At 67.7% G+C, this 20040-nt stretch carries 15 protein-coding genes; 8 read left to right on the top strand and 7 right to left on the bottom strand.

Annotated features, from left to right (window positions below; all coding sequences use genetic code 11):
- Positions 1–939: LysR family transcriptional regulator (locus V7787_RS47560; protein ID WP_336094681.1), on the bottom strand; the 939-nt coding region annotated here is incomplete at its 3' end.
- Positions 940–1005: 66 nt separating this feature from the next.
- Between V7787_RS47560 and V7787_RS47555 the strand changes: the two genes are divergently transcribed.
- A complete protein-coding gene (locus V7787_RS47555; RefSeq protein ID WP_336094680.1) occupies positions 1006–1962 on the top strand; it encodes a DMT family transporter in 957 nt (318 codons plus the stop codon).
- Here the strand turns inward: V7787_RS47555 and V7787_RS47550 are convergent.
- On the bottom strand, positions 1943–3322 hold the full coding sequence (locus V7787_RS47550) for a glutamate--cysteine ligase (RefSeq protein WP_336094679.1): 1380 nt from the start codon (positions 3320–3322) through the stop codon (positions 1943–1945). The two genes, V7787_RS47555 and V7787_RS47550, sit on opposite strands and share 20 nt — an antisense overlap.
- Positions 3323–3532: 210 nt before the next feature.
- Here V7787_RS47550 and V7787_RS47545 point away from each other — a divergent pair, with 210 nt between their 5' ends.
- The 4 genes from V7787_RS47545 to V7787_RS47530 all read left to right on the top strand — a co-directional run bounded on the left by V7787_RS47545 (position 3533) and on the right by V7787_RS47530 (position 7983).
- Complete coding sequence (locus V7787_RS47545) at positions 3533–5164, top strand: peptide ABC transporter substrate-binding protein (protein WP_336094678.1); 1632 nt, start codon at positions 3533–3535, stop codon at positions 5162–5164.
- Entirely contained in the window at positions 5161–5883 is a 723-nt protein-coding gene (locus V7787_RS47540; protein ID WP_336094677.1) for a VIT1/CCC1 transporter family protein, read from the top strand. Before V7787_RS47545 ends, V7787_RS47540 begins: the two co-directional genes overlap by 4 nt.
- The gene (locus V7787_RS47535; RefSeq protein ID WP_336094676.1) at positions 5883–6818 is read left to right on the top strand and encodes an ABC transporter permease subunit; all 936 of its coding nucleotides are present in this window, start codon (positions 5883–5885) and stop codon (positions 6816–6818) included. Before V7787_RS47540 ends, V7787_RS47535 begins: the two co-directional genes overlap by 1 nt.
- 136 nt (positions 6819–6954) lie before the next feature.
- Positions 6955–7983 (top strand): LacI family DNA-binding transcriptional regulator, encoded by a 1029-nt coding sequence (locus tag V7787_RS47530; protein ID WP_336094675.1) that lies wholly within the window; start codon positions 6955–6957, stop codon positions 7981–7983.
- Positions 7984–8176: 193 nt separating this feature from the next.
- Here V7787_RS47530 and V7787_RS47525 read toward each other — a convergent pair whose 3' ends face one another.
- From V7787_RS47525 to V7787_RS47515, 3 genes are all read right to left on the bottom strand, one after another.
- Positions 8177–9874 (bottom strand): alpha-amylase family glycosyl hydrolase, encoded by a 1698-nt coding sequence (locus V7787_RS47525; RefSeq protein WP_336094674.1) that lies wholly within the window; start codon positions 9872–9874, stop codon positions 8177–8179.
- Entirely contained in the window at positions 9871–11370 is a 1500-nt protein-coding gene (locus V7787_RS47520) for an MFS transporter (protein ID WP_336094673.1), read from the bottom strand. The genes V7787_RS47525 and V7787_RS47520 overlap by 4 nt, the downstream gene beginning before the upstream one ends.
- A gap of 206 nt (positions 11371–11576) precedes the next feature.
- Positions 11577–14375, bottom strand: a complete 2799-nt coding sequence (locus tag V7787_RS47515) for a TonB-dependent receptor (RefSeq protein ID WP_336094672.1) — start codon at positions 14373–14375, stop codon at positions 11577–11579.
- 288 nt (positions 14376–14663) lie between these two features.
- Here V7787_RS47515 and V7787_RS47510 point away from each other — a divergent pair, with 288 nt between their 5' ends.
- Positions 14664–16313, top strand: a complete 1650-nt coding sequence (locus V7787_RS47510; RefSeq protein ID WP_336094671.1) for an alpha-amylase family glycosyl hydrolase — start codon at positions 14664–14666, stop codon at positions 16311–16313.
- Between the two features lie 81 nt (positions 16314–16394).
- A complete protein-coding gene (locus V7787_RS47505) occupies positions 16395–17282 on the top strand; it encodes a putative signal transducing protein (RefSeq protein ID WP_336094670.1) in 888 nt (295 codons plus the stop codon).
- Between the two features lie 86 nt (positions 17283–17368).
- Here V7787_RS47505 and V7787_RS47500 read toward each other — a convergent pair whose 3' ends face one another.
- Entirely contained in the window at positions 17369–18226 is an 858-nt protein-coding gene (locus V7787_RS47500; RefSeq protein ID WP_336094669.1) for a hypothetical protein, read from the bottom strand.
- A gap of 180 nt (positions 18227–18406) precedes the next feature.
- Complete coding sequence (gene yihA / locus V7787_RS47495) at positions 18407–19087, bottom strand: ribosome biogenesis GTP-binding protein YihA/YsxC (RefSeq protein WP_336094668.1); 681 nt, start codon at positions 19085–19087, stop codon at positions 18407–18409.
- A 184-nt stretch (positions 19088–19271) separates the two neighbouring features.
- Between yihA and V7787_RS47490 the strand changes: the two genes are divergently transcribed.
- Positions 19272–20040: c-type cytochrome (locus V7787_RS47490; protein WP_336094667.1), on the top strand; the 769-nt coding region annotated here is incomplete at its 3' end.

Below are 20040 nucleotides of genomic sequence, written 5' to 3'. Positions count from 1 at the left end.
CGAAACTCGCAGCGAACCGGCGCCCTCACCAGTCCCCGCCATCAACTCCACCACCCAATCGCGCACCCGCGCCAAGCGCGCGCCGCCGTCGGCTTCGGGCAACCACGCCAAATACAAACGTTTGACCGGCGGCTCGAACGGCGTCGGCAACGCCTGCAATTCGCCGTTGGCCAGACGCTCGGCGACCAGTCGCGGATACAGCAAGGCGATGCCCTGCCCCGCCAGCGCGGCGCTGATCGCCGGCATCGGCGAGGACAAGCTGAGCTGAGGCAACGGCCAAGTCGCGGTGTCTTCGCCGAACCACGCCGGCCAATCGCCGCGCCAGCCTTCGCTGACCACGTGCAGCACCCGCGCGCCGGGCGCCGGTTCGCGCCACCAGCGCTGCGGGTCCAATCGCGCAACCAGTTCCGGCGCGGCCATCGGCACTAACGCTTGTTCGAACAGCAACTCGCCCTGCAGGCCGTGCGCGCGCGGATCGCCGTGCATCAACAAGGCGTGGACCCGCGCTTGCGCCAGATCGGCCACGGTGACCGGGCAGAACAATTGCAGGTCGAAACCGGCGCGGGCGGAGAACTCTTCGATGCTCGGCAACAACAGGCTCACGCTGAGGCTGGTCGGCGCGCCGAGGACCAGGCGCCGGCTGTCGTCGCCGCGCAGTCGCAAGCGCGCGGTCGCCGCTTCGATCTGTTCGAAACCGGCGATCAGCGCCTCGCCGTATTCGCGCCCCAACGGGGTCGGCCGGGCACGGCCGCCGCTGCGGTCGAGCAGGCGCAGGCCGAAGGCCTCTTCCAGGTGCTGGACGTGCTGGCTCAGCGCGGCGTGGCTCAGGTGCAGGCGCTCGGCGGCGCGGCGCATGCCGTCGTGCTGGACCACCGCGGCGAAGGCCTGCAGCGCGCGCAGCGGCGGCAGGCGCCGGGCGGGAGGGCGGTCTGTGGTCATTTTTACTTACCACTCCTCTGGAAATTCCAGATTTTCCGAATACTATCGCGGGCCTACATTTACCACATGCCCGCCGTTCCCACGCTAGCCTCGATCGCTCCCTCGCCCTCCCGGCCCTTGGCGCTGCGCGCCGGGCTGATGGCCGCCGCCTCCACTTGCCTGGCCCTGCTCGGCCTGCTCAGCCGCTACACCCGCGGGCTGCCGCCGGAGCTGGTGACCTGGCTGCGCTTCCTGTTGCCGGGGCTGGTGCTGGTGGCCCTGGCCAAACGCGAGGACTGGCGCGCGGTCGCGTCCTTCGCCGACCGGCCGGCCTGGGTGCGTGCGGTGTGCGTGATCGTGTCGCAAGGCTGTTTCGTGCTCGCGGCGATGCGCGGGGACTTGCTGCAAGCGGTGCTGCTGTACAACACCGGGCCGCTGTTCATTCCGTTGATCGCGCGGCTGTGGCTGGGCGAGCGCTTGCGCGCGGCGACCATCGCCGGGCTGAGCGTGGGCTTTGTCGGCGTGCTGGTGGTGCTGCGGCCGGACGCGCGCGGGCTCGACGGCAACGCGCTGGTGTCGCTGCTCGGCGCGGTGGCGATGGCCGCTTCGCAGGTGCTGTTCTATCGCAGCGCCCAGCATCAACCGCCGTTCCGCAATCAGTTCAAGCTGTATTTTCAGGCCTCGCTGGTGGGCCTGCCGTTGGCGGCGCTCGGCTTCGCCCACCTGCCGGCGCAGCCGCAATGGCTCGGCGACAGCGCATCGGCGTGGGTGCTGACTCTGGCGCTGGCGGGCATGTCCGCGTGCAGTCTGGGCAGCCAGTCGCTGCGCGATCTGGCCTACCGCGGCATGGACAACGCCTCGACCCTGGCGCCGCTGATGTATGTGGCGGTGCCGGTCAGCGCGCTGCTGGACTGGTGGTTGTTCGGCCACATCGCGCGCGCGTCGACCTGGGTCGGCGCGGCGCTGATCGTCTGCGGTGCGGTGATCGCGCTGCGCAGCGGCGCCGCACCGGCGCCGGCCGCGCTCAGTAAGCGAACTCCTTGAACACCGGGTCGACGCTGCCGCCCCAGGCGCCGTGGAACAGTTCCAGCTTGCGCTCGGCCGGGCTTTTGCCCATCGCCACGAATTCGGTCAACGGCTCCAGATAGATCGACTCGTCGGCGCCGTTGTGGTTCAAGCGCGCGCGCCGCTTCAGGCCGTGCGCGGAAATCTCCAGCGCGCGCCGCGCCAGATCCAGCACCTTGCCGTCGCGGAACGGCAGCTGGAAACCGTGCTTGGGCACGCCGTCGCGCAGCGCGTGGCGTTCGGCCGGATTGAAGTCCAGCACCAGGTCCCAGGCCGCGTCCAAGGCTTCGGCGTCGTACAACAGGCCGACCCAGAACGCCGACAGCGCGCAGATCCGGTTCCACGGGCCCGAATCGGCGCCGCGCATTTCCAGATACTTCTTCAGCCGCACTTCCGGGAACGCGGTGGTGGTGTGGTCGGCCCAGTCCTTCAAGGTCGGGCGCTGATTCGGATACGCCGGCAACTTGCCGTCGAGGTAATCGCGGAAGGATTGGCCGCTGGCGTCGATGTACTGGCCGTCGCGGTACACGAAATACATCGGCACATCGAGCAGGTAATCGACGTAACGCTCATAACCGAAGCCGTCTTCGAACACGAAATCGAGCAGGCCGGTGCGATCGGGATCGGTGTCGGTCCAGATGTGCGAGCGGTAGGACAGATAGCCGTTGGGCTTGCCCTCGGTGAACGGCGAATCGGCGAACAGCGCGGTGGCGATCGGCTGCAGCGCCAGCGACACGCGGAATTTCTTCACCATGTCCGCTTCGTCGCGCACGTCCAGATTGACCTGGACGGTGCTGGTGCGGGTCATCATGTCCAGGCCGAGGTTGCCGACCTTGGGCATGTACTCGCGCATGATCTTGTAGCGGCCCTTGGGCATCCACGGCATTTCGTCGCGGCGCCACTTGGGCTGGAAACCCATGCCCAGAAAGCCCAGGCCCATCGGTTCGGCGACGGTGCGCACTTCGCGCAGGTGGGTCGCCGCTTCCACGCAGGTGTCGTGCAGCGTCGCCAGCGGCGCGCCGGACAATTCCAGCTGCCCGGCCGGTTCCAGCGAGACCGAGGCGTCGTCGCGGGTCAGGGCGATCACCCGCCCCTTTTCTTCCACCGGCGCCCAGCCGAACTGGGTCAGTCCCTTGAGCAAGGCCTCGATGCCGCGCTCGCCGTCGAAGGTCGGCGGACGCAGATCGTCGGTGCGGAAGCCGAACTTCTCGTGTTCGGTGCCGATCTTCCAATCCGACTCCGGGCGCACGCCCGAGGCCAGGTAATCCACCAGCACGGCGCGCGCGCCGCCCTTGATGTCGGGAATCTCAAGATCCTTGACCTGGCTGGGACCGGACACATCCACCTCACTGTTCGAATCGATCGACGGGACCGGGGCAGCGATCGCGCGGGCGCCGAGCGCGCCGCAACGACCGCGGCCGGCATCCCGCCAAGCGGGGGCCGGCCCGATGCCCTGGGAACCTACCTTGCACTACTACACACGCTTTCAGGGTCTGGATATGCGGCGGGTCGCCTACAATCGCAAGACCCAGGCAGTGTAGAGCCCCTCTTGCGCCGAACAACGTCCGCCCTGCAACGCTATGGTCCGGCCCTGCTACTGGCGCTGATGGCGCCCGCCGTGCCTGCGCAGACGGCCACGACGCAATTGGAACGCGGCAACGGGCCCGAGCCGAGCACGCTGGACGCGCACCGCTGTCAGGAAGTGGCCTGCGGCAACGTGCTGCGGGATCTGTACGAAGGCCTGGTGACCGAAGACGCCCACGGCCGGCTGGTGCCGGGCATGGCCGAGCGCTGGTCGGTGTCGGCCGACGGCCGCACCTGGACCTTCACCCTGCGCGAGCGCTTGCGCTGGAGCAACGGCGAGCCGCTGGACGCCGCGCAGGTGCGGGCCAGCTTCCGCCGCGCCTTCGCCCCGGCCACCGCCGCGCCGTTCGGCGAGCTGTTCGACGCGCTCGACAACGCCCAGGCGGTGCAGGCCGGCAAGCTGCCGCCCGAGCGGCTCGGGGTGGCCGCGCCGGACCCGCGCACCGTGGTGTTCACCCTCAACCGCAGCGCCTCGCTGCCGGCGCTGCTGACCTTGCCGATCGCGTTTCCGGTGTATCTGCCGGCGCTGGAGCGCTACGGCGCGCAACACACGCAGCCGGGCCGGCTGGTGTCCAACGGCGCGTACCGATTGCAGGCGTGGACGCCGCAGGCGAATCTGCAGGTCGAGAAGAATCCGAATTTCCATGCCGCAGCCGCGGTGGCGATCGAGCGCGTGCGCTATCACGTCACCGAGGACGCGGCCGCCGAGTTGCAACGCTTCGCCGCCGGCGACCTGCACATCACCGAGGTGGTGCCGCCGCAGCCCTTGCCCGCGCTGCGCAAGCGCTTCGGCGAGCGATTGCGGTTGTCGCCGTACCTGGGCGCGTTCTGGCTCGGCTTCAACACCACCCAGGCGCCGTTCCGCGATGCGGCCTGCGCATCGGCGCGCTGCGACGACAAGGCCTTGGCGCTGCGCCGCGCGCTGTCGATGGCGGTGGATCGCGACAAACTCACCCGCTATGTGACCGGGCTGGGCGAAACCCCGGCGTACGGGATCGTGCCGCCGGGCATCGCCGGCTACACGCCCGCGCAAACCCCCTGGGCGAAGTGGCCGCAAGCCCAGCGCGAGGCGCATGCGCGCGCGCTGTACCGCTACGCCGGTTACGGCAGCGAGCATCCGTTGACGATCGAGCTGCGCTACAACACCTCCACCCCGCACCGCCGACTGGCGCTGGCGGTCGCGGCGATGTGGCGGCAGACCCTGGGCGTGCAAGTGCGGCTGCGCAACGAGGAATGGAAAGTCTTCGTGCAGAACCGCAAGCAACGCGCGATCACCCAGGTGTTCCGCGGCGGCTGGATCGGCGACCTGCCCGACGCGCGCAATTTTCTCGCCGCCTTCGGCAGCGACGGCCCCTTGAACTGGATGGGCTACGACGACGCGGGTTACCGCGAGCGTCTGGCCAAGGCCGACGCGGCGCATTCGCAGGCCGCGCGCGACGCTTGGCTGCGCGCGGCCGAACAACGTCTGCTCAACCACAACGCGGCGATTCCCTTGTACTTCTATTCCTCCAAGCATCTGGTGTCCGAACGCGTGCGCGGCTTCCACGCCAATGCGCTGGACCGTCACGCCAGCCGCTGGCTGAGCCTGTCGCCATGACCGCGCCGTCGCAGCGTCCGCATGCGCGCAGCCGCAATCCGGCCGCGCACCGCTCCGAACGGGTGGGCTGGTTGCGCGCGGCGGTGCTGGGCGCCAACGACGGCATCGTCTCGGTCGCAGGCCTGGTGGTCGGGGTCGCCGCCAGCGGCGCCGACGCGGCCGCGGTGTTGACCAGCGGCATCGCCGGCACCGTCGCCGGGGCGATGTCGATGGCCGCCGGCGAGTACGTGTCGGTGCGATCGCAAGCCGACACCGAACGCGCCGACATCGCGGTGGAGCGGCGCGAGCTGGCCGAAGATCCGCACAGCGAGCTGCAAGAGTTGGCGCTGATCTACGTGCAGCGCGGCCTGAGCCCCGAGCTGGCCCAGGAAGTCGCGCGCCAGCTGACCGCGCACGACGCGTTGGGCAGTCACGCGCGCGATGAGCTGGGCATCACCGACACCTTGCGCGCGCGGCCGGTGCAGGCCGCGCTGGCCTCGGCCTGCGCCTTCGTCTGCGGCGCGGCGCTGCCGATCGCGGCGGTGCTGCTGGCGCCGCCCGGGCAGGTGCAGGCCGTGGCGATCCCGGCCACGCTGGTGGCGCTGTCGATTTCCGGCGCGCTGGCGGCCTGGACCGGCGGCGCGCCGATCGTGCGCGGCGCGTTGCGGGTGGCGTTCTGGGGCGCGTTGGCGATGGCCGCGGCGACCGCGGTCGGGCGCTTGTTCGGCGTGCAGGTCTGATGCGCGCCGCGCCGATGCTGCGCCGCTTCGCTTCGCGCCTGCTGGAAGCGCTGATTACCCTGTGGCTGCTGGCCACGCTGTGCTTCGTGCTGCTGCGCGCGGCGCCGGGCGGCCCGTTCGACACCGAAAAAGCCGCGCCGCCGGAAGTGCAGGCGGTGCTGGATGCGCAGTACCGGCTCGACCAACCGCTGGCGATGCAATACCTGGGCTGGCTCGGCGATGCGGTCCGCGGCGACCTGGGCCCGTCGTTCCAATACCCCGATTACACCGTCAACCAGCTCATCGCCAACGCGCTGCCGGTGTCGGCGCTCAACGGCGGCATCGCCTTGCTGCTGGCGCTGCTGCTGGGCGTGAGCCTGGGCGTGTGGGCGGCGTTGCGCGCCGGCGGCTGGACCGACCGGGTGCTGATGTTCGTCGCCGGCCTGGGCCTGGCGATCCCCAAGTTCGTGGTCGCCCCGCTGCTGGTGCTGTTGTTCGCGGTGACCCTGCACTGGCTGCCCGCCGGCGGCTGGGGCGAGTGGGACAACGTGGTGCTGCCGGCGATCGCCCTGGCCCTGCCCAACATCGCCTACTGCGCGCGGCTGACCCGCGCCTCGATGCTGGAAACCCTGTCGGCCGATTACCTGCAAGCCGCTCGCGCGCGCGGCCTGTCGGAGACCCGGCTGCTGTTCGCGCACGCGCTCAAACCGGCGTTGCTGCCGGTGGTGGCCTGGCTGTCGCCGGCGTTGATCAACGTGGTCACCGGCTCGGCGGTGGTCGAGCAGGTCTTCGGCATCCCGGGCATGGGCCGCTACTTCGTGCAGGGCGCGCTCAACCGCGACTACACCCTGGTGCTGGGCGTGGTGCTGGTGATCGGCGCGCTGATCGTGGCGATCAATGTGGTGGTGGATGCGGTGCGCGGGTGGATGGATCCGCGGCTGGAGCGGGGGGAATGAAGCGGGGGAGGTGAAGCGGGATTGGGGGAACTGCGGGTAGGAAGCGGCTGAAACAGGCGCGGGCATCGCCCCTCCCGGATCACCTGCATTTGCAGCTCCCCAACGCCGCCTTAGCTCCCCCGCTACACTCGCCCCCATGCGCAAAAAGTCCAAAGCCACCTCGGTCGACATCGCCCACCTGGCCGGCGTCTCCCAGGCCACGGTGTCGCGGGTGCTCAGCGGCTCGCCGCTGGTCAACGCCGAAACCCGCAAGCGGGTCGAAGCGGTGGTGCGCGAGCTCAACTACAAAGTCGACCGCCACGCCTCCAGCCTGCGCCGGCAGCGCTCGGGCACGCTGGCGCTGCTGCTGTTCGAAGATCCCACGCCGGATGAGTCGCACATCAATCCGTTCTTCCTGTCGATGCTGGGTTCGATCACCCGCGCCTGCGCCCGCCACGGCCAGGACTTGCTGATCTCGTTCCAGCAACTGTCCGACGACTGGGCCGCCGACTACGAAGACAGCATGAAAGCCGACGGCCTGATCCTGCTCGGCTACGGCGACTATCTGGCCTACCAGGGCAAGCTGCGCAAACTGGTCGAACAAGGCACCCGCTTCGTCCGCTGGGGCGCGGTGCTGCCCGACCAGCCGGGCTTGTCGATCGGTTGCGAGAACGTCGGCGGCGGCCTGCAGGCCGGCGCGCATTTGCTGTCGCTGGGCCGCAAGCGTGTGGCCTTTCTCGGCGACGCGTCCAGCCATTACCCGGAATTCCTCGACCGCTTCATCGGCTGCGACCGCGCGCTCGGCGAAGCCGGGTTGGGGCTGGACCGCGCCTTGCAGGTCGACGCGGAAAGCTCCGAAGACGCCGGCCACGCCGCCGCGCGCGAGCTGATCGCGCGCGGGCTGCCGTTCGACGCGGTGTTCGCCGCCAGCGATCTGATCGCGCTGGGCGCGATGCGCGCCTTGGCCGAACACGGCTTTCGCATTCCCGAGGACGTGTCGGTGGTCGGCTTCGACGATATTCCGATGGCGCGCTTCGCGCATCCGCCGTTGACTACGGTGTTTCAGGACACCAAGCAGGCCGGCGAGTTGTTGGTGGATACGTTGATGATGCTGATCCGCGGCGAACCGGCGCAGAGCCAGCGGTTGCCGACGGCCTTGGTGGTGCGTAAGTCCTGCGGCGCTTGAGTGGTTGGGCTGCTGCGGCCTGACATTCCCGCGCACTCCCCACTCCGTCATTCCGGCGAAAGCCGGAATCCATTTTGATTTTGCTTCGCGGTCAACCGGGGAAAGGCAGGAGCAACAGCAAAATGGATTCCGGCTTTCGCCGGAATGACGGAGTGGAGTATTTCAGGCGACTTGATCGATTACTTTCAACCGCTCAGCGCTTCGGCGACACCCGGCGCGCCCGCGCCATCGCCCGATCCAGCGCCGCCACCAGATCCGCCCGCGTCGCCGGCGCATCGAGCAGATACACCTCGACCCCATGCGCCGGCACCGAAGCGCGCAACGCATCGCCGTCCTCAACCGCCGTCTCGCCACCGCCCAAACCAGCGCGCCAACGACCGGCCTGCAGATACTCGCTCACCTCGAACCGCGCCGGCGCATCGCCCTTGTTGAGCAACACCAGCGCGATCTGGGCAACGCCGGCATGTTCGTAGACCCGATAAAACGCCGCCCGATCGCCCTGCAACAACACATTCAACTGCAAGCCGCGCTGCAACGCCGGCGAGTCCTGGCGCAGCTTGGCGATGCGCTTGAGCGACGCGCGGATCGGATGCGCGCGCGCCGCGTCGATGCGCGCTTGCCCGAAGTAATTGCGATTGCCGGCATGCTCGGCATGACCGCGTTCGAACCCGACTTCCGAGCCGTAATAGATCACCGGAATGCCGCGCGCGGTGAACAACCAGTTGTTCGCGTCGATGAAGCCTTCATCGCTGGCATCCAGACGCGGCATGTCGTGGTTGTCGTAGAAGGTCATCAGCTCGTACGGATTCGCGTACGGGCCGTCGGCAAGGTACAGCCGATCGGCGAGCAGGCCATAGTCGCCGCGCTTGCGCCCGAACACCTCGGCCATGCGCTCCTTCAGCGGGAAATCCAGCACGCTGACGCCGCCGTTTTCGGCCCAGGTGAACGGCGCGATGTTCTCGGCCTTGTAATCGAAGGCTTCGCCGAACATGAAGAACCCGGGCCGCTTGGCGCGGATACGATCGGAGAATTTCTTCCAGAACGCCGGCGGCATGTGCCGGATGGTGTCGATGCGGAACGCGTCGGCGCCCTGATCGATCCATTGCGAGTAGGCGCCGACGAAATAATCCAGCACCGCCGGATTGGTCTCGTCGATGTTCGACAACTGGACCAGATCCTTCTCGTTATGGAAGAACCGGTGCAAGGGATTTTTCGCCGGATCCAGCCGTTCCGGAGCGAGATTCTGATGATCGGCAACCAACACGCCATCGCGATAGATCTCGCCGTACTTGGGCTGATCGACCGGCATGGTGAACGAGGGCGAGCCGTGATTGGCGACGATGTCGAGCACCGTCTTCAGCCCATGCCGCTTCAAGCCCTGGGTCAATCCGGCGAAATCCAGATCGCGGCTGGGCAGATGCTCGTCCAGGCGATAGAAATCCACGCCCCAGTAACCGTGATAACCGGTCTTGCCGCGATCCTGGAACGCACCGCCCCAGGTCACCGCGTCGCCGCCGGTGAAGGCCTGATCGGGGTTGTCGACGATCGGCGTCAGCCAGACCGCGCCGAAGCCCATGTCGCGGATGTATTCGGCGTTGTCGAGCAAGCCTTTGAAGTCGCCGCCCAGATAACCGATGTTGTCGCTGCGCCCCGGCGGCGCGCCGGGCACCGGACGGTCGAAGGTTTGGGTCGCCGGGTCCGGCCCGCCCTGCTCGCGCTGATCGTTGCCGGTGTCGCCGTTGACGAAACGGTCGGTGACGACGAAGTACACCGCCTCGCTTGCCATCGGTTCCAACGTGCCGTAGTAATCGGACGACGGCGCGGCCTTGCCCGCGCCGTGCGCGCAGCCGCACAGAGCCAGCGCCAACAACGCGATGCGCGCCGCCTTCATGCGCGCGCCTCCGTGCCGGGCTCGCGCACCCACAACACGCAGGCGCCGGCGAGAAACAGACTGACCCCGCCGATCACCAAGGCCATCGCCGGCTGCCCGCCGAACAGTTTCTTGACCAGAAACCCGAGCAGGCTGGCGGCAACCAACTGCGGAATCACGATGAAGAAATTGAAGATGCCCATGAACACGCCCATCTTCGCCGCCGGCACGCTGTCGGACAGCATCGCGTACGGCAGCGACAGGATCGAGGCCCAGGCGAAGCCGACGCCGACCATCGACAGCAGCAGCCATTGCGGGTCGCGAATCAGCGCGATCGAGATCAACCCCGCGCCGCCGAGAACGACATTGAACAAATGGGTCCAGCGCAGGCCCCAGCGCCGGCTCAGCGGCGGAATCGCGATCGCGGCCAGCGCGGCGAACCCGTTGTAGGCGGCGAACAACACCCCGACCCAGTTGGCGCCTTCGTTGTAAGCGGCCGAGGCGGTATCGCTGCTGTGGTAATGCAGTTGGGTGACCGCCGGGGTGGTGTAGATCCACATCGCGAACAGGGCGAACCAGGAGAAGAACTGCACCACCGCCAGCCGCAGCATGGTCGGCGGCATCGCGCCCAGATCGTCCATCACCGTGGCGAACCCGCCGCCGCCGCGGACCAGCCCGCGCAGCACCAAGGCCAGGCCGAACGCCGCGATCAGCGCGGCCAGCACGTACAACTGCCGGTCCAGCGCCATCATCGAGATCGCGGTCGCGCAGATACCGCCGACCACCATCCACGAAGCGCCCAGCAACAGACAGCGCACCCGGTCGCGCTCCGGCGAGGGCAGCGCCGGCGCCTCATCGAAGGCCTGCAGTTCCTGCGGCGGATACTCGCGCGTGCGCAGCACCGTCCAGGCCACCGACAGCAGCAGCACCGCGCCGCCGAAGTAGAACGCGTAGCGCACCGTATCGGGCACCTCGCCGGGCGCGGCGGTGTTGCCGACGCCGAAATGCGCCAGCGCGAACGGCAGCAGGCTGGCGATCACCGAGCCGACGCCGATGAAGAAGCTTTGCATCGCGTAGCCGGTGGGCCGTTGCTGCTGCGGCAACTGATCGCCGACGAAGGCGCGGAACGGCTCCATCGAAATATTGATCGACGCATCCAAGATCCACAGCAGACCGGCGGCGATCCACAGCGTCGGCGAGTTCGGCATCGCCAGCAGCGCCAGGGTCGCCAGCACCGCGCCGATCAGGAAATACGGCCGGCGCCGGCCCAGCCCGGTCCAGGTGCGGTCGGACAGGTAGCCGACGATGGGTTGCACGATCAGCCCGGTCAGGGGCGCTGCGATCCACAACATCGGGATGTCGTCGATCGGCGCGCCCAGGGTCTGGAAGATGCGGCTGACGTTGGCGTTCTGCAGCGCGAAACCGAACTGGATGCCGAGGAAGCCGAAGCACATGTTCCAGATCTGCCAGAACGACAGCTGCGGCTTGCGGGGCGTGGCGCTGGGGCGGTCGGTCATGGGCTCGATACTGGCATGGAGCGGCGGGTGGGACTCGGTACTGAAGCGGAAAAGCGAATCCCCCTCGGTCCCCCTTTTGCAAAGGGGGAAGACAAGCAAAGTGCGGCGGCTGAAAGTAACGTCGCTTCTTCCCGCCCCCGCGCTCTGTTCCCCCCTTTGAAAAAGGGGGGCTAGGGGGGATTTGCTCCCAGCGTCGCGAATCCCTCTTAGAACTGCGAAGAGAACCGAACCCCATACATCCGCGGCGTATTCAAATACCGGATATTGGTAGCGTTATTGACGAACCCCTTACCCGAATACACCTCATCGGTCAGGTTCGACACAAACCCATCGATCCGGAACTGATTGTCGCTGCCGAAGTTCAACCCGGCCGAGACATTCACCGTCACGAACCCATCCACGTCGTCGCGCATCGCCAACCCGTTGGCCGGCCCGCCGCCCGCGGCCGGATTGGAGCCGTTGTTGAACGGCATATCCTTGAGCGGAATCTCGATCACGTTGCCGGCCGCATCCAACCCGAACCCGCGGCTGTTGAACGCGGTCAGGTAATAATCGGACCGGTAAGTCAGATTGATCGTCCAATCGAACGAAGACAGCGCGCCGCGATTGATGTCGATGGTCTGCGACAAGCTCAGGTTAGCGTTGTACTTCGACGTGTTCGGCAAACGATTGCCGTCCAGCGGCACGATCAGCCCCAACCCGCCCGAACGCGTGTCGAGCACCTTCGAATCGTCGAAGGTCGCGTCCAGATAGGTGAAGTTGTAGCCGACGTTGAACCCGTACGGCAGCCCGACCCGACCTTCCAGTTCCAGGCCCAGCACGCTGGCATTGGCCGCGTTGTCGTTGAACACCTGACGGCTGGTGGCGTTGGGATTGGTCGGCGTCGGCGCCGGCACGTCGATCAGGTTCTGCAGCACCTTGTTCTTGTAGTCGTAGTAGAACACCGACGCGTTCATGCGCACCGGCGTCTCGCCCCAGACGTAGTCGCCCTTGATGCCGGCCTCGTACGAGGTCAGCTCTTCCGGCTCGAACGCCGGCGCCAGCGCACTGCCGTCGTTGAGCGACAGCGGCCGGTTGATACCGCCCGAACGGGTGCCGGTGGACACCGTGCCGTACAGCATCACCTGCGGATTGAGGTCGTACTCAAAGCCCACCCGCCAGTCGACGTAGTTGTCCTTGTAGACATCCTCGCTCTTGCCGCCGGGGAAGTCCGAACGCGCGATCACCTGGATCTGATCGCGGTACTGCTGCAGGAACTGCGCCCAGTTGTCCTGCGCGCCGAAGCTCTGGAAGCCGCCGAGGAAGTAGTCCAGGGTGTTGCCGCCCGGACCGCACTTGAGTTCGGCCGGCGACCAGCCGGTGCAGATGCTCGGATCGCCGCCGCGGCGGTTGCCCGGAGGCGCCAGGCGGAAACCGGGCGAGCCCAGAATCAAACCGGTGGTGTACGGGTTGGTCGCGGTGTTGATCGGCTGGCCGGTGAACTGCTGGAACAGTTCCTCGGGGATGATGAACTGGTATTTGACGTTGGATTCGCGCGCGATCTTCTTGTCGCGGGTGTAGCGGATGCCGCCGATCAGGCGCAGCGAATCGGTCGCGGCGAAGCTGAAATCGCCGTACACCGCGTTCGACTCGACCTTGGAGTTGTCGCCGCGGTTCTCGCCGCCCAGGCCGTCCTGATAGCCGCAGACCGTGCCCGGACGCCACCAGTCGCAATCGCCGAAGTAGCCGTTGCCGACGTCCCAGGAGGCGTAGTCGTACTTCTCTTCGTAATTGAACAGACCCGCCGACCAGATCAGGCGGCCGGTGTCGCCGAAGAAGCGCAGCTCGTTGATGGTCGAGCTGGACTTGTCGGACTGATAGAAGGTGTCGTACCAGTCCAGGCGTTCGGGATTGAAGTAGGCTTCGCGCTCGGACCCCGGATACACCGGGCCCAGTTGCCATTCGCGCGAAGCGTTGCGGTTGTAGAAATCGTACTTGCGGTACGAGGTGCTGAACTCCACCGAGACCTTGTCGGTGAAGTTGTAGGTGAAGGTGCCGGCGACGCCTTCGATGTCGTTGGTGGTGCGGCCCTGGGTGCGGAAGTACTGCTTGAACGGATCGTCGAGATCCTTGATGTCGTAACCCGCCGCCAGACCGCGCTCGGCGAACAGACCCGGATCGCCGGTGCCGCGCTCGGTGACCTTGTCCAGCATCACGTACGCGGAGAACTTGTCGCTGGGCTCCCACAGCATCGACAGCCGCGCGGCCTGATTGTCCAGCGCGCCCGGGCCCTCGGCGTCGAACAGCGACTTGGGATAGCCGTTGCCGATGTAGGAGGAACGCTCTTCGTCGAACAAGGCAGCGCGCAAGGCGAAGGTCTCGCCGATCGGCAGGTTCAACACGCCTTCGGCGGTGGTGAAATCGTAATTGCCGGCGCCGACCTTGAGCCCGCCGCTGGTCACCCCGAGTTCGGGGCGCTTGGAGATCACGTTGATCGAACCGCCGGTGGCGTTGCGGCCGCGCACCGTGCCCTGCGGGCCTTTATTGACCTCGACCCGGTCGACGTCGAAGAACATCGGCCCGATCGAACGCGGGCGCGGCAGGTAGATGCCGTTGTAGTAGGTCGCCACCGACGGATCGGAGGAGAAGTCCGAATCGGCCGCGCCGATGCCGCGCAGGAAGATTTCGTACTTGCCTTCCTGCTTGGTGATCTGCAATCCCGGCACCACCGCCTGCAAGTTGCGGAAGTCGGTGTTGATGCCGAGCTTGGTCAGGTCCTCGCCGCTGAAGGACTGGATGGTGCCGGCGTACTTCTGGATCGACTGCACGCGGCGGTTGCCGGTGACCTGGACCGCGTCGAGCTGGTGCGCTTCGGACTGCGGCGCGGCCGCGGCGGGCGCGGTGTCCTGCGGCGCGGGCGCGTCGGCGGCGGACGCGGTCCACGAGGCGCACACGCCCAGCGAGGCCAGGGCCACGCTCAACAGGTTGCGGTTGAATTTCGATGAAGCCGGCTTGGATCTCGACATGCTCCCCTCCAGAAGCGCTGTGTGTCGTCCGCGCGCTCGTTGCCTCGCGCCGCGGTCGCCTAGGCGGCGTGCGCCTTCGGTCTGTGGCGCATGTTAGGCAAGGCTTCGCGCCAGCAGCGGCTTATGCATACGTATTCATGGCATGGAGTCGCATTCATGTCGCACTTCGTTTGGCGATTTCCGGGTGAATACGTATGCACACGCTCGGGCCGCGGCGGGCGCCGGCGGTAAGCTGGCCCGCATCGCGGCAGCGCAGCACGCAGGCCGCCATCGCTACAGGGGCCCGTCTTGTCCGCCGTCCGTCTTTCCAACGATCCGCTCCGCAACGACGCCTGGTGGCGCGGCGCGGTCGTGTACCAGATTTATCCGCGCAGCTTCCGCGACCTCAACGGCGACGGCGTCGGCGATCTGCCCGGGATCATCGACAAGCTCGGCTATGTCGCCGACCTGGGCGTGGACGCGATCTGGATCTCGCCGTTCTTCAAATCGCCGATGGCCGACTTCGGTTACGACATCGCGGATTACCGCGCGGTCGACCCGCTGTTCGGCGACATCGACGACTTCGACCGGTTGCTGGCCAAGGCGCATGCGCTGGGCCTGCGGGTGATGATCGATCAAGTGCTCAGCCACACCTCCAGCGAGCACGAGTGGTTCAAGCGCAGCCGCGAAAGCCGCGACAACGACTACGCCGACTGGTACGTCTGGGCCGACGCGCGCGAGGACGGCACCGCGCCGAACAACTGGATGTCGCTGTTCGGCGGCGTGGCCTGGCGCTGGGAACCGCGCCGGCAGCAGTACTATCTGCACAACTTCCTGTCCTCGCAGCCGGATTTGAACTTCCACAACCCGGCGGTGCGCGCGGCGGTGCTCGACAACGTGCGCTTCTGGCTCGACCGCGGCGTCGATGGCCTGCGCCTGGATGCGATCAATTTCTGTTTTCACGACGCGCAGCTGCGCGACAACCCGCCCAAGCCGCCGTCCGAGCGGGTCGGCCGCGGCTTCAGCCCGGACAATCCGTACGCGTTCCAGTACCACCACTACAACAACACCCAGCCGGAGAACCTGGCGTTCCTGGCCGAGCTGCGCGCGTTGCTGGACCGCTACCCCGGCGCGGTGGCGCTGGGCGAGATTTCCTCGGAAGACTCGCTGGCGACCATGGACGAATACACCCGCGACGGCCGCCTGCACATGGGCTACAGCTTCGAGCTGTTGACCGAGGACTACAGCGTCGAACACATCCGCGGCACGGTGCAGCGCCTGGAAGCGACCATGCGCGAAGGCTGGCCGTGCTGGGCGATTTCCAATCACGACGTGCAGCGCGTGGTCACCCGCTGGGGCCGCGGCGAGCGCCCGGCCCACTTCGCCACCTTCCTCAGCGCCTTGGCGTGTTCGCTGCGCGGTTCGGTGTGCGTGTACCAGGGCGAAGAACTCGGCCTGCCCGAGGCCGATGTTCCGTTCGAAGCGCTGCAGGATCCTTACGGCAAAGCGTTCTGGCCCAATTTCAAGGGCCGCGACGGTTGCCGCACGCCGTTGCCGTGGGACAGCGGCGAAAGCGCGGGTTTCAGCAGCGGCGAACCTTGGCTGCCGATTCCGGCCAGCCATCGGCGGCTGGACGTGGCGCGGCAGCAGGACGATCCCGCCTCCGCACTCAACGGTTTCCGACAGTTCCTGGGCTGGCGCAAACGCCATCCGGCGTTGCTCGACGGCGCGATCGCGTTCATCGACAGCGCCGAACCGGTGATCGCGTTCGTTCGCGGCGAAGGCCCCGGCGCGGTGTTGCTGGCGTTCAATCTCGGCGACGGCGAAGCGTCGGTGGAGCTGGGCGAACGCGCGGGCTGGAGCGTCGACAGCGGCCACGGCCTGCCGAGCGGGCGTATACAGGGTCAGCGTCTGATTCTGCCGGCCTACGGCATGTACGCGGCGCGCGCGCAGGGCTGAGACCCGCGCTGGGCGCCGACGGCGCTCGCGGGCATACTGCCGCGAGCGCGCCGGTCGGCCGCGCCCAGGGAGGGGAATCCAGTGCAGATCGTTTATCGCGCCGCCCATTCGGTGGACGCGCAGCTGGTGCGCAATTTGTTGGCGCAGGAAGGCATTCAGGCGTTCGTGTTCGGCGCGGCGCTGGAAGCAGGCGCGGGCGATTTGCCTGCGGGCGGGACGGTGCGCCTGGAAGTCGCCGATCAAGAAGCCGCGCGGGCGCGCGCGATCATCGAGGAATGGCAGGCAACCGCGGTTCCCCCGAGCGAGGACGACGAAGAACCGGCCGATTCGGATTTCGGCGACGACGACGCGCCCGAGCACGTCGAAGACGGCAACGCCTATCGGCCGTTGAACCAGCGCAAGCCGCGCTCCGCCGGCGCCGGGACGGCCGCCATCGTGATCGCGCTGGCGATCGGCGCGTTGCTCGGCGCGGCGGCGACCGCGATCGCGATGCAACCGAGCACCAGCGAGGAACATGCCGACTACAACGACGACGGCATCGCCGACGAACGCCTGATCTACGAAGGCGAAAAGCTGGTGCGCGTGGAGGCCGACCGCAATATCGACGGCAAGCCGGATATGGTCACCGAGTACGACGCTCGCGGCTTGCCGACCATTTCCAGACAAGACGCGGACTTCAACGACTCCTACGAGACCGAGGACACCTATCGCGACGGATTGTGGGCCGGCCGCAGCGTCGACTACGACGGCGATGGCGCGCCGGAGCACCAGCAGATCGCCCGCCGCGGCGTGTTGGCCGTCGAAGAATGGCTCGATGGACAAGGCCGGGTAATCAAACGCAACTTCCACACCGGCGGACGGCTGACCGGCGGCGAGATCGACAGCGACGGCAACGGCGAACCGGACACCTCGCGCTTGTACGACGCACGCGGCGAAATCCAATCGTCGGGACTGCGTCAGGCGCCGTAGGCGGCGGGCACGCGGCCAGATCGCTTGCGCCCGGCCGATAACGCGCCGCCGATCGCTGCATTACAAGCGGCCGTACCCGATGGCTCTCAATCCTGCGGCGGCCGCCGCCCCTCGCGCACCGGCCGCTCGCGCAGTTCCGGCCGCACCGGCGCCGATACCGGCGCCACCGGCCGCGGCGCGATCTTCGGCGGCGCCGCCAACGCATCCAGGCGCTTCTTGGCCCCGGCATTGCCCAGATCCGCGGCGCGCTTGAGCACCACGCGCGCCTCCTCGATCTTGCCCTGGCCGACGTAGATCTCGCCCAGCCCGCTGAGCGCGGTGGCCTTGGTCTTGGGATCGTCGGCGGGCGCGTTCTTCACCGCCTGAGTCAAGGTGGCCTGAGCGCTGGCCAATTCGCCGCTGGACAACTGCTTCCACCCGCACAAGGTCGCATCGCCGCCGGCGCAAGGATCTTGGCCGGCGCTGTCGGCCGCGGCGATCTGCTCGGCCAGTTCCTTGGGCTGACTGGCCAGCGCGGCGCTGCCGAGCGCGCTCTGCAGTTGCTGGTTGTTCTGCTGCAGGCCCTTGACCTTCTCGATGATCGAATCGACCGAGATGTTGATGCTGCTGTTGTTGTCGGCGATCTTGATCGGCGCGTTCGAAGCCAGGGTCCGGCCGCTGTATTCGACCACCGGGTCGGGCAGATCGACCGCGGCGAAGCGCGGCGAAAAGGTCAGGAACACGTTCGGCGCCACCCGCTCGCCGCTGCGCCAGCTCTTGAGCGTGTCGAAGCCGATCATCGCGATCACCACCGCCGCGCCGATGCCCAGGTACCAGCGCACGTTCTTGTTCTGCTCGGCGTTCTTGGTCTTGAGCAGCGCGTAGGCGCCGTAAGCGAAGAACAGCAGCGCGGTGCCGTAGGCGCCGGCGGCGAGGATGGTTTGCGGATCGGAAATCGGGTCCATGGCGTAGCGCGTCCTTGGCTGAGGCCCGCGCGGTGAGCGCGGGTGGTGAGTCACCCAGGAAGTAACGCGAACGGTGGTGCGCAAGCGGCCAGCGGCCGCGCTCGGCGGTTCCGGCGCGCGGCCATGAACGGGGTCGGTGCCCCGGCGATAACGCGCGGACGCCGGACCCGAAGCCCGCGCTTATTCGTCGGCGTCGGGCGCGGCCACCGGCGCGGGCGCGCTCGGCGCGCTCAGTTCCAGCCAGCCCATCACCACCTCGCGCGCTTCCTCCACGCCCTGCTTGGACTCGCCGGAGAAGGTCTGCACGCTGACCGTGTCGCCGTAGGTCGAACGCAGATCCTTGCGCACCATCAGCAGTTGTTGCTGCTGCTGGCCGCGGCCGAACTTGTCGGCCTTGGTCAGCAAGGCGTGCGCGGGCAAGCCGCGCTCGACCGCGTAGCCGATCATCTGGCGGTCGTAGTCCTTGAGCGGATGGCGGATGTCCATCACCACCACCAGCCCGCGCAGGGCCTGGCGGGTGGCGAAGTAACGGTCCAGGAACGCCTGCCAATGCGCCTGCAGGTTCTGCGGCACCTTGGCGTAGCCGTAACCGGGCAGGTCGACCAGGAAACGGTCGGGGTCCGGCGCCGGCTCGGGGCCGCGGTAAGGCAGGCTGACGTCGAAGAACACCAGCTGCTGGGTGCGTCCGGGGGTCTTGGACACCCGCGCCAGCGCGTTCTGCTGGCACATGGCATTGAGCGCGCTGGACTTGCCGGCGTTGGAGCGGCCGGCGAAAGCGACCTCGAAACCGCCGTCGGGCGGCAGTTGTTTGACGTTGTGCGCCGACAACAGGTAACGGGCGCGGGCGAGGTGGTTGGTCATGCCACTAGGATCGCATGCCCTCGCCGCCGGCTCCCGTTCTGCGACCTGGACGGCTGAACCCGCGTTGACCCGATCCGGGTCGGCGACAGATAATTCCGAGGTTCCGGCGCCGACAGCGGCCGGCCGCACCGCCATCCAGCCAGCCCTTGCATCGCAAGCCAGCAGTAGTTCGGAGCCCAGCTACATGAGCCAAGCCCGCGTCCTGAGCCTGATCGGCATCGCCGCCCTAGCGGTCGCCGCCGTCGCGTTCGCCCAGCCCACGGTCACGCCGATCCCCGACAAGGAGCCGGTGCAGGTCGCGCCGCTTTCCGGCGGGCCCAAGGCCAAGTGGGGCGACGTCAAGGCCGGCGCGACCAAGGCCGGCACCTGCGCGGCCTGCCACGGCCTCGACGGCAACCCGACCGATCCGCAGTACCCGCGCCTGGCCGGCCAGAGCGAGCGCTACATCGCCCACCAGATCGCCCTGTTCAAGAGCGGCGAGCGCAACACCGGCATGTCCGCGGCGATGAAGCCCTACGCCGACGCGCTCAGCGAGCAGGACGCGCGCGACCTGGGCGCCTATTTCGCCACCCAGAAGTCCGGCGCCGGCGTGGCCGACGACACCGTCATCGCCTCCGGCCCGAACAAGGACAAGAAGTTCTATCAGGTCGGCGAGCAGCTGTTCCGCAGCGGCGACAAGGCCCGCGGCATCCCGGCCTGCATGGCCTGCCACGGTCCGGGCGGCGCGGGCAATCCGGGTCCGGCCTACCCGCACATCGCCGGCCAGCAAGCGGTCTACTCGCAGCGTCGTCTGGAGGAATACCGCGCCGGCACCACCACCCAGAAAGACCCGCACCTGTTCAACGTGATGGCCTCGGTGGCCAAGCAGCTGACCGACGAAGAAATCGGCTCGCTGTCGAGCTACCTGCAAGGCCTGCACGAGCGCGCCGACGACGTCGCCGCGGCCAATGCCC

Source organism: Pseudomonas sp. CGJS7 (assembly GCF_036961695.1).
The sequence above is the reverse complement of the archived record's forward strand: the minus strand, read 5'-3'. Positions and strand labels throughout refer to the sequence as shown.

What these genes read in the sequence shown, in the direction of transcription:
- yihA (WP_336094668.1), bottom strand. Translation starts at nt 19,087, where the DNA reads ATGACCAACCACCTCGCCCGCGCCCGTTACCTGTTGTCGGCGCACAAC.
- V7787_RS47540 (WP_336094677.1), top strand. Translation starts at nt 5,161, where the DNA reads ATGACCGCGCCGTCGCAGCGTCCGCATGCGCGCAGCCGCAATCCGGCC.
- V7787_RS47515 (WP_336094672.1), bottom strand. Translation starts at nt 14,375, where the DNA reads ATGTCGAGATCCAAGCCGGCTTCATCGAAATTCAACCGCAACCTGTTG.
- V7787_RS47535 (WP_336094676.1), top strand. Translation starts at nt 5,883, where the DNA reads ATGCGCGCCGCGCCGATGCTGCGCCGCTTCGCTTCGCGCCTGCTGGAA.
- V7787_RS47555 (WP_336094680.1), top strand. Translation starts at nt 1,006, where the DNA reads ATGCCCGCCGTTCCCACGCTAGCCTCGATCGCTCCCTCGCCCTCCCGG.
- V7787_RS47520 (WP_336094673.1), bottom strand. Translation starts at nt 11,370, where the DNA reads ATGACCGACCGCCCCAGCGCCACGCCCCGCAAGCCGCAGCTGTCGTTC.
- V7787_RS47525 (WP_336094674.1), bottom strand. Translation starts at nt 9,874, where the DNA reads ATGAAGGCGGCGCGCATCGCGTTGTTGGCGCTGGCTCTGTGCGGCTGC.
- V7787_RS47530 (WP_336094675.1), top strand. Translation starts at nt 6,955, where the DNA reads ATGCGCAAAAAGTCCAAAGCCACCTCGGTCGACATCGCCCACCTGGCC.
- V7787_RS47500 (WP_336094669.1), bottom strand. Translation starts at nt 18,226, where the DNA reads ATGGACCCGATTTCCGATCCGCAAACCATCCTCGCCGCCGGCGCCTAC.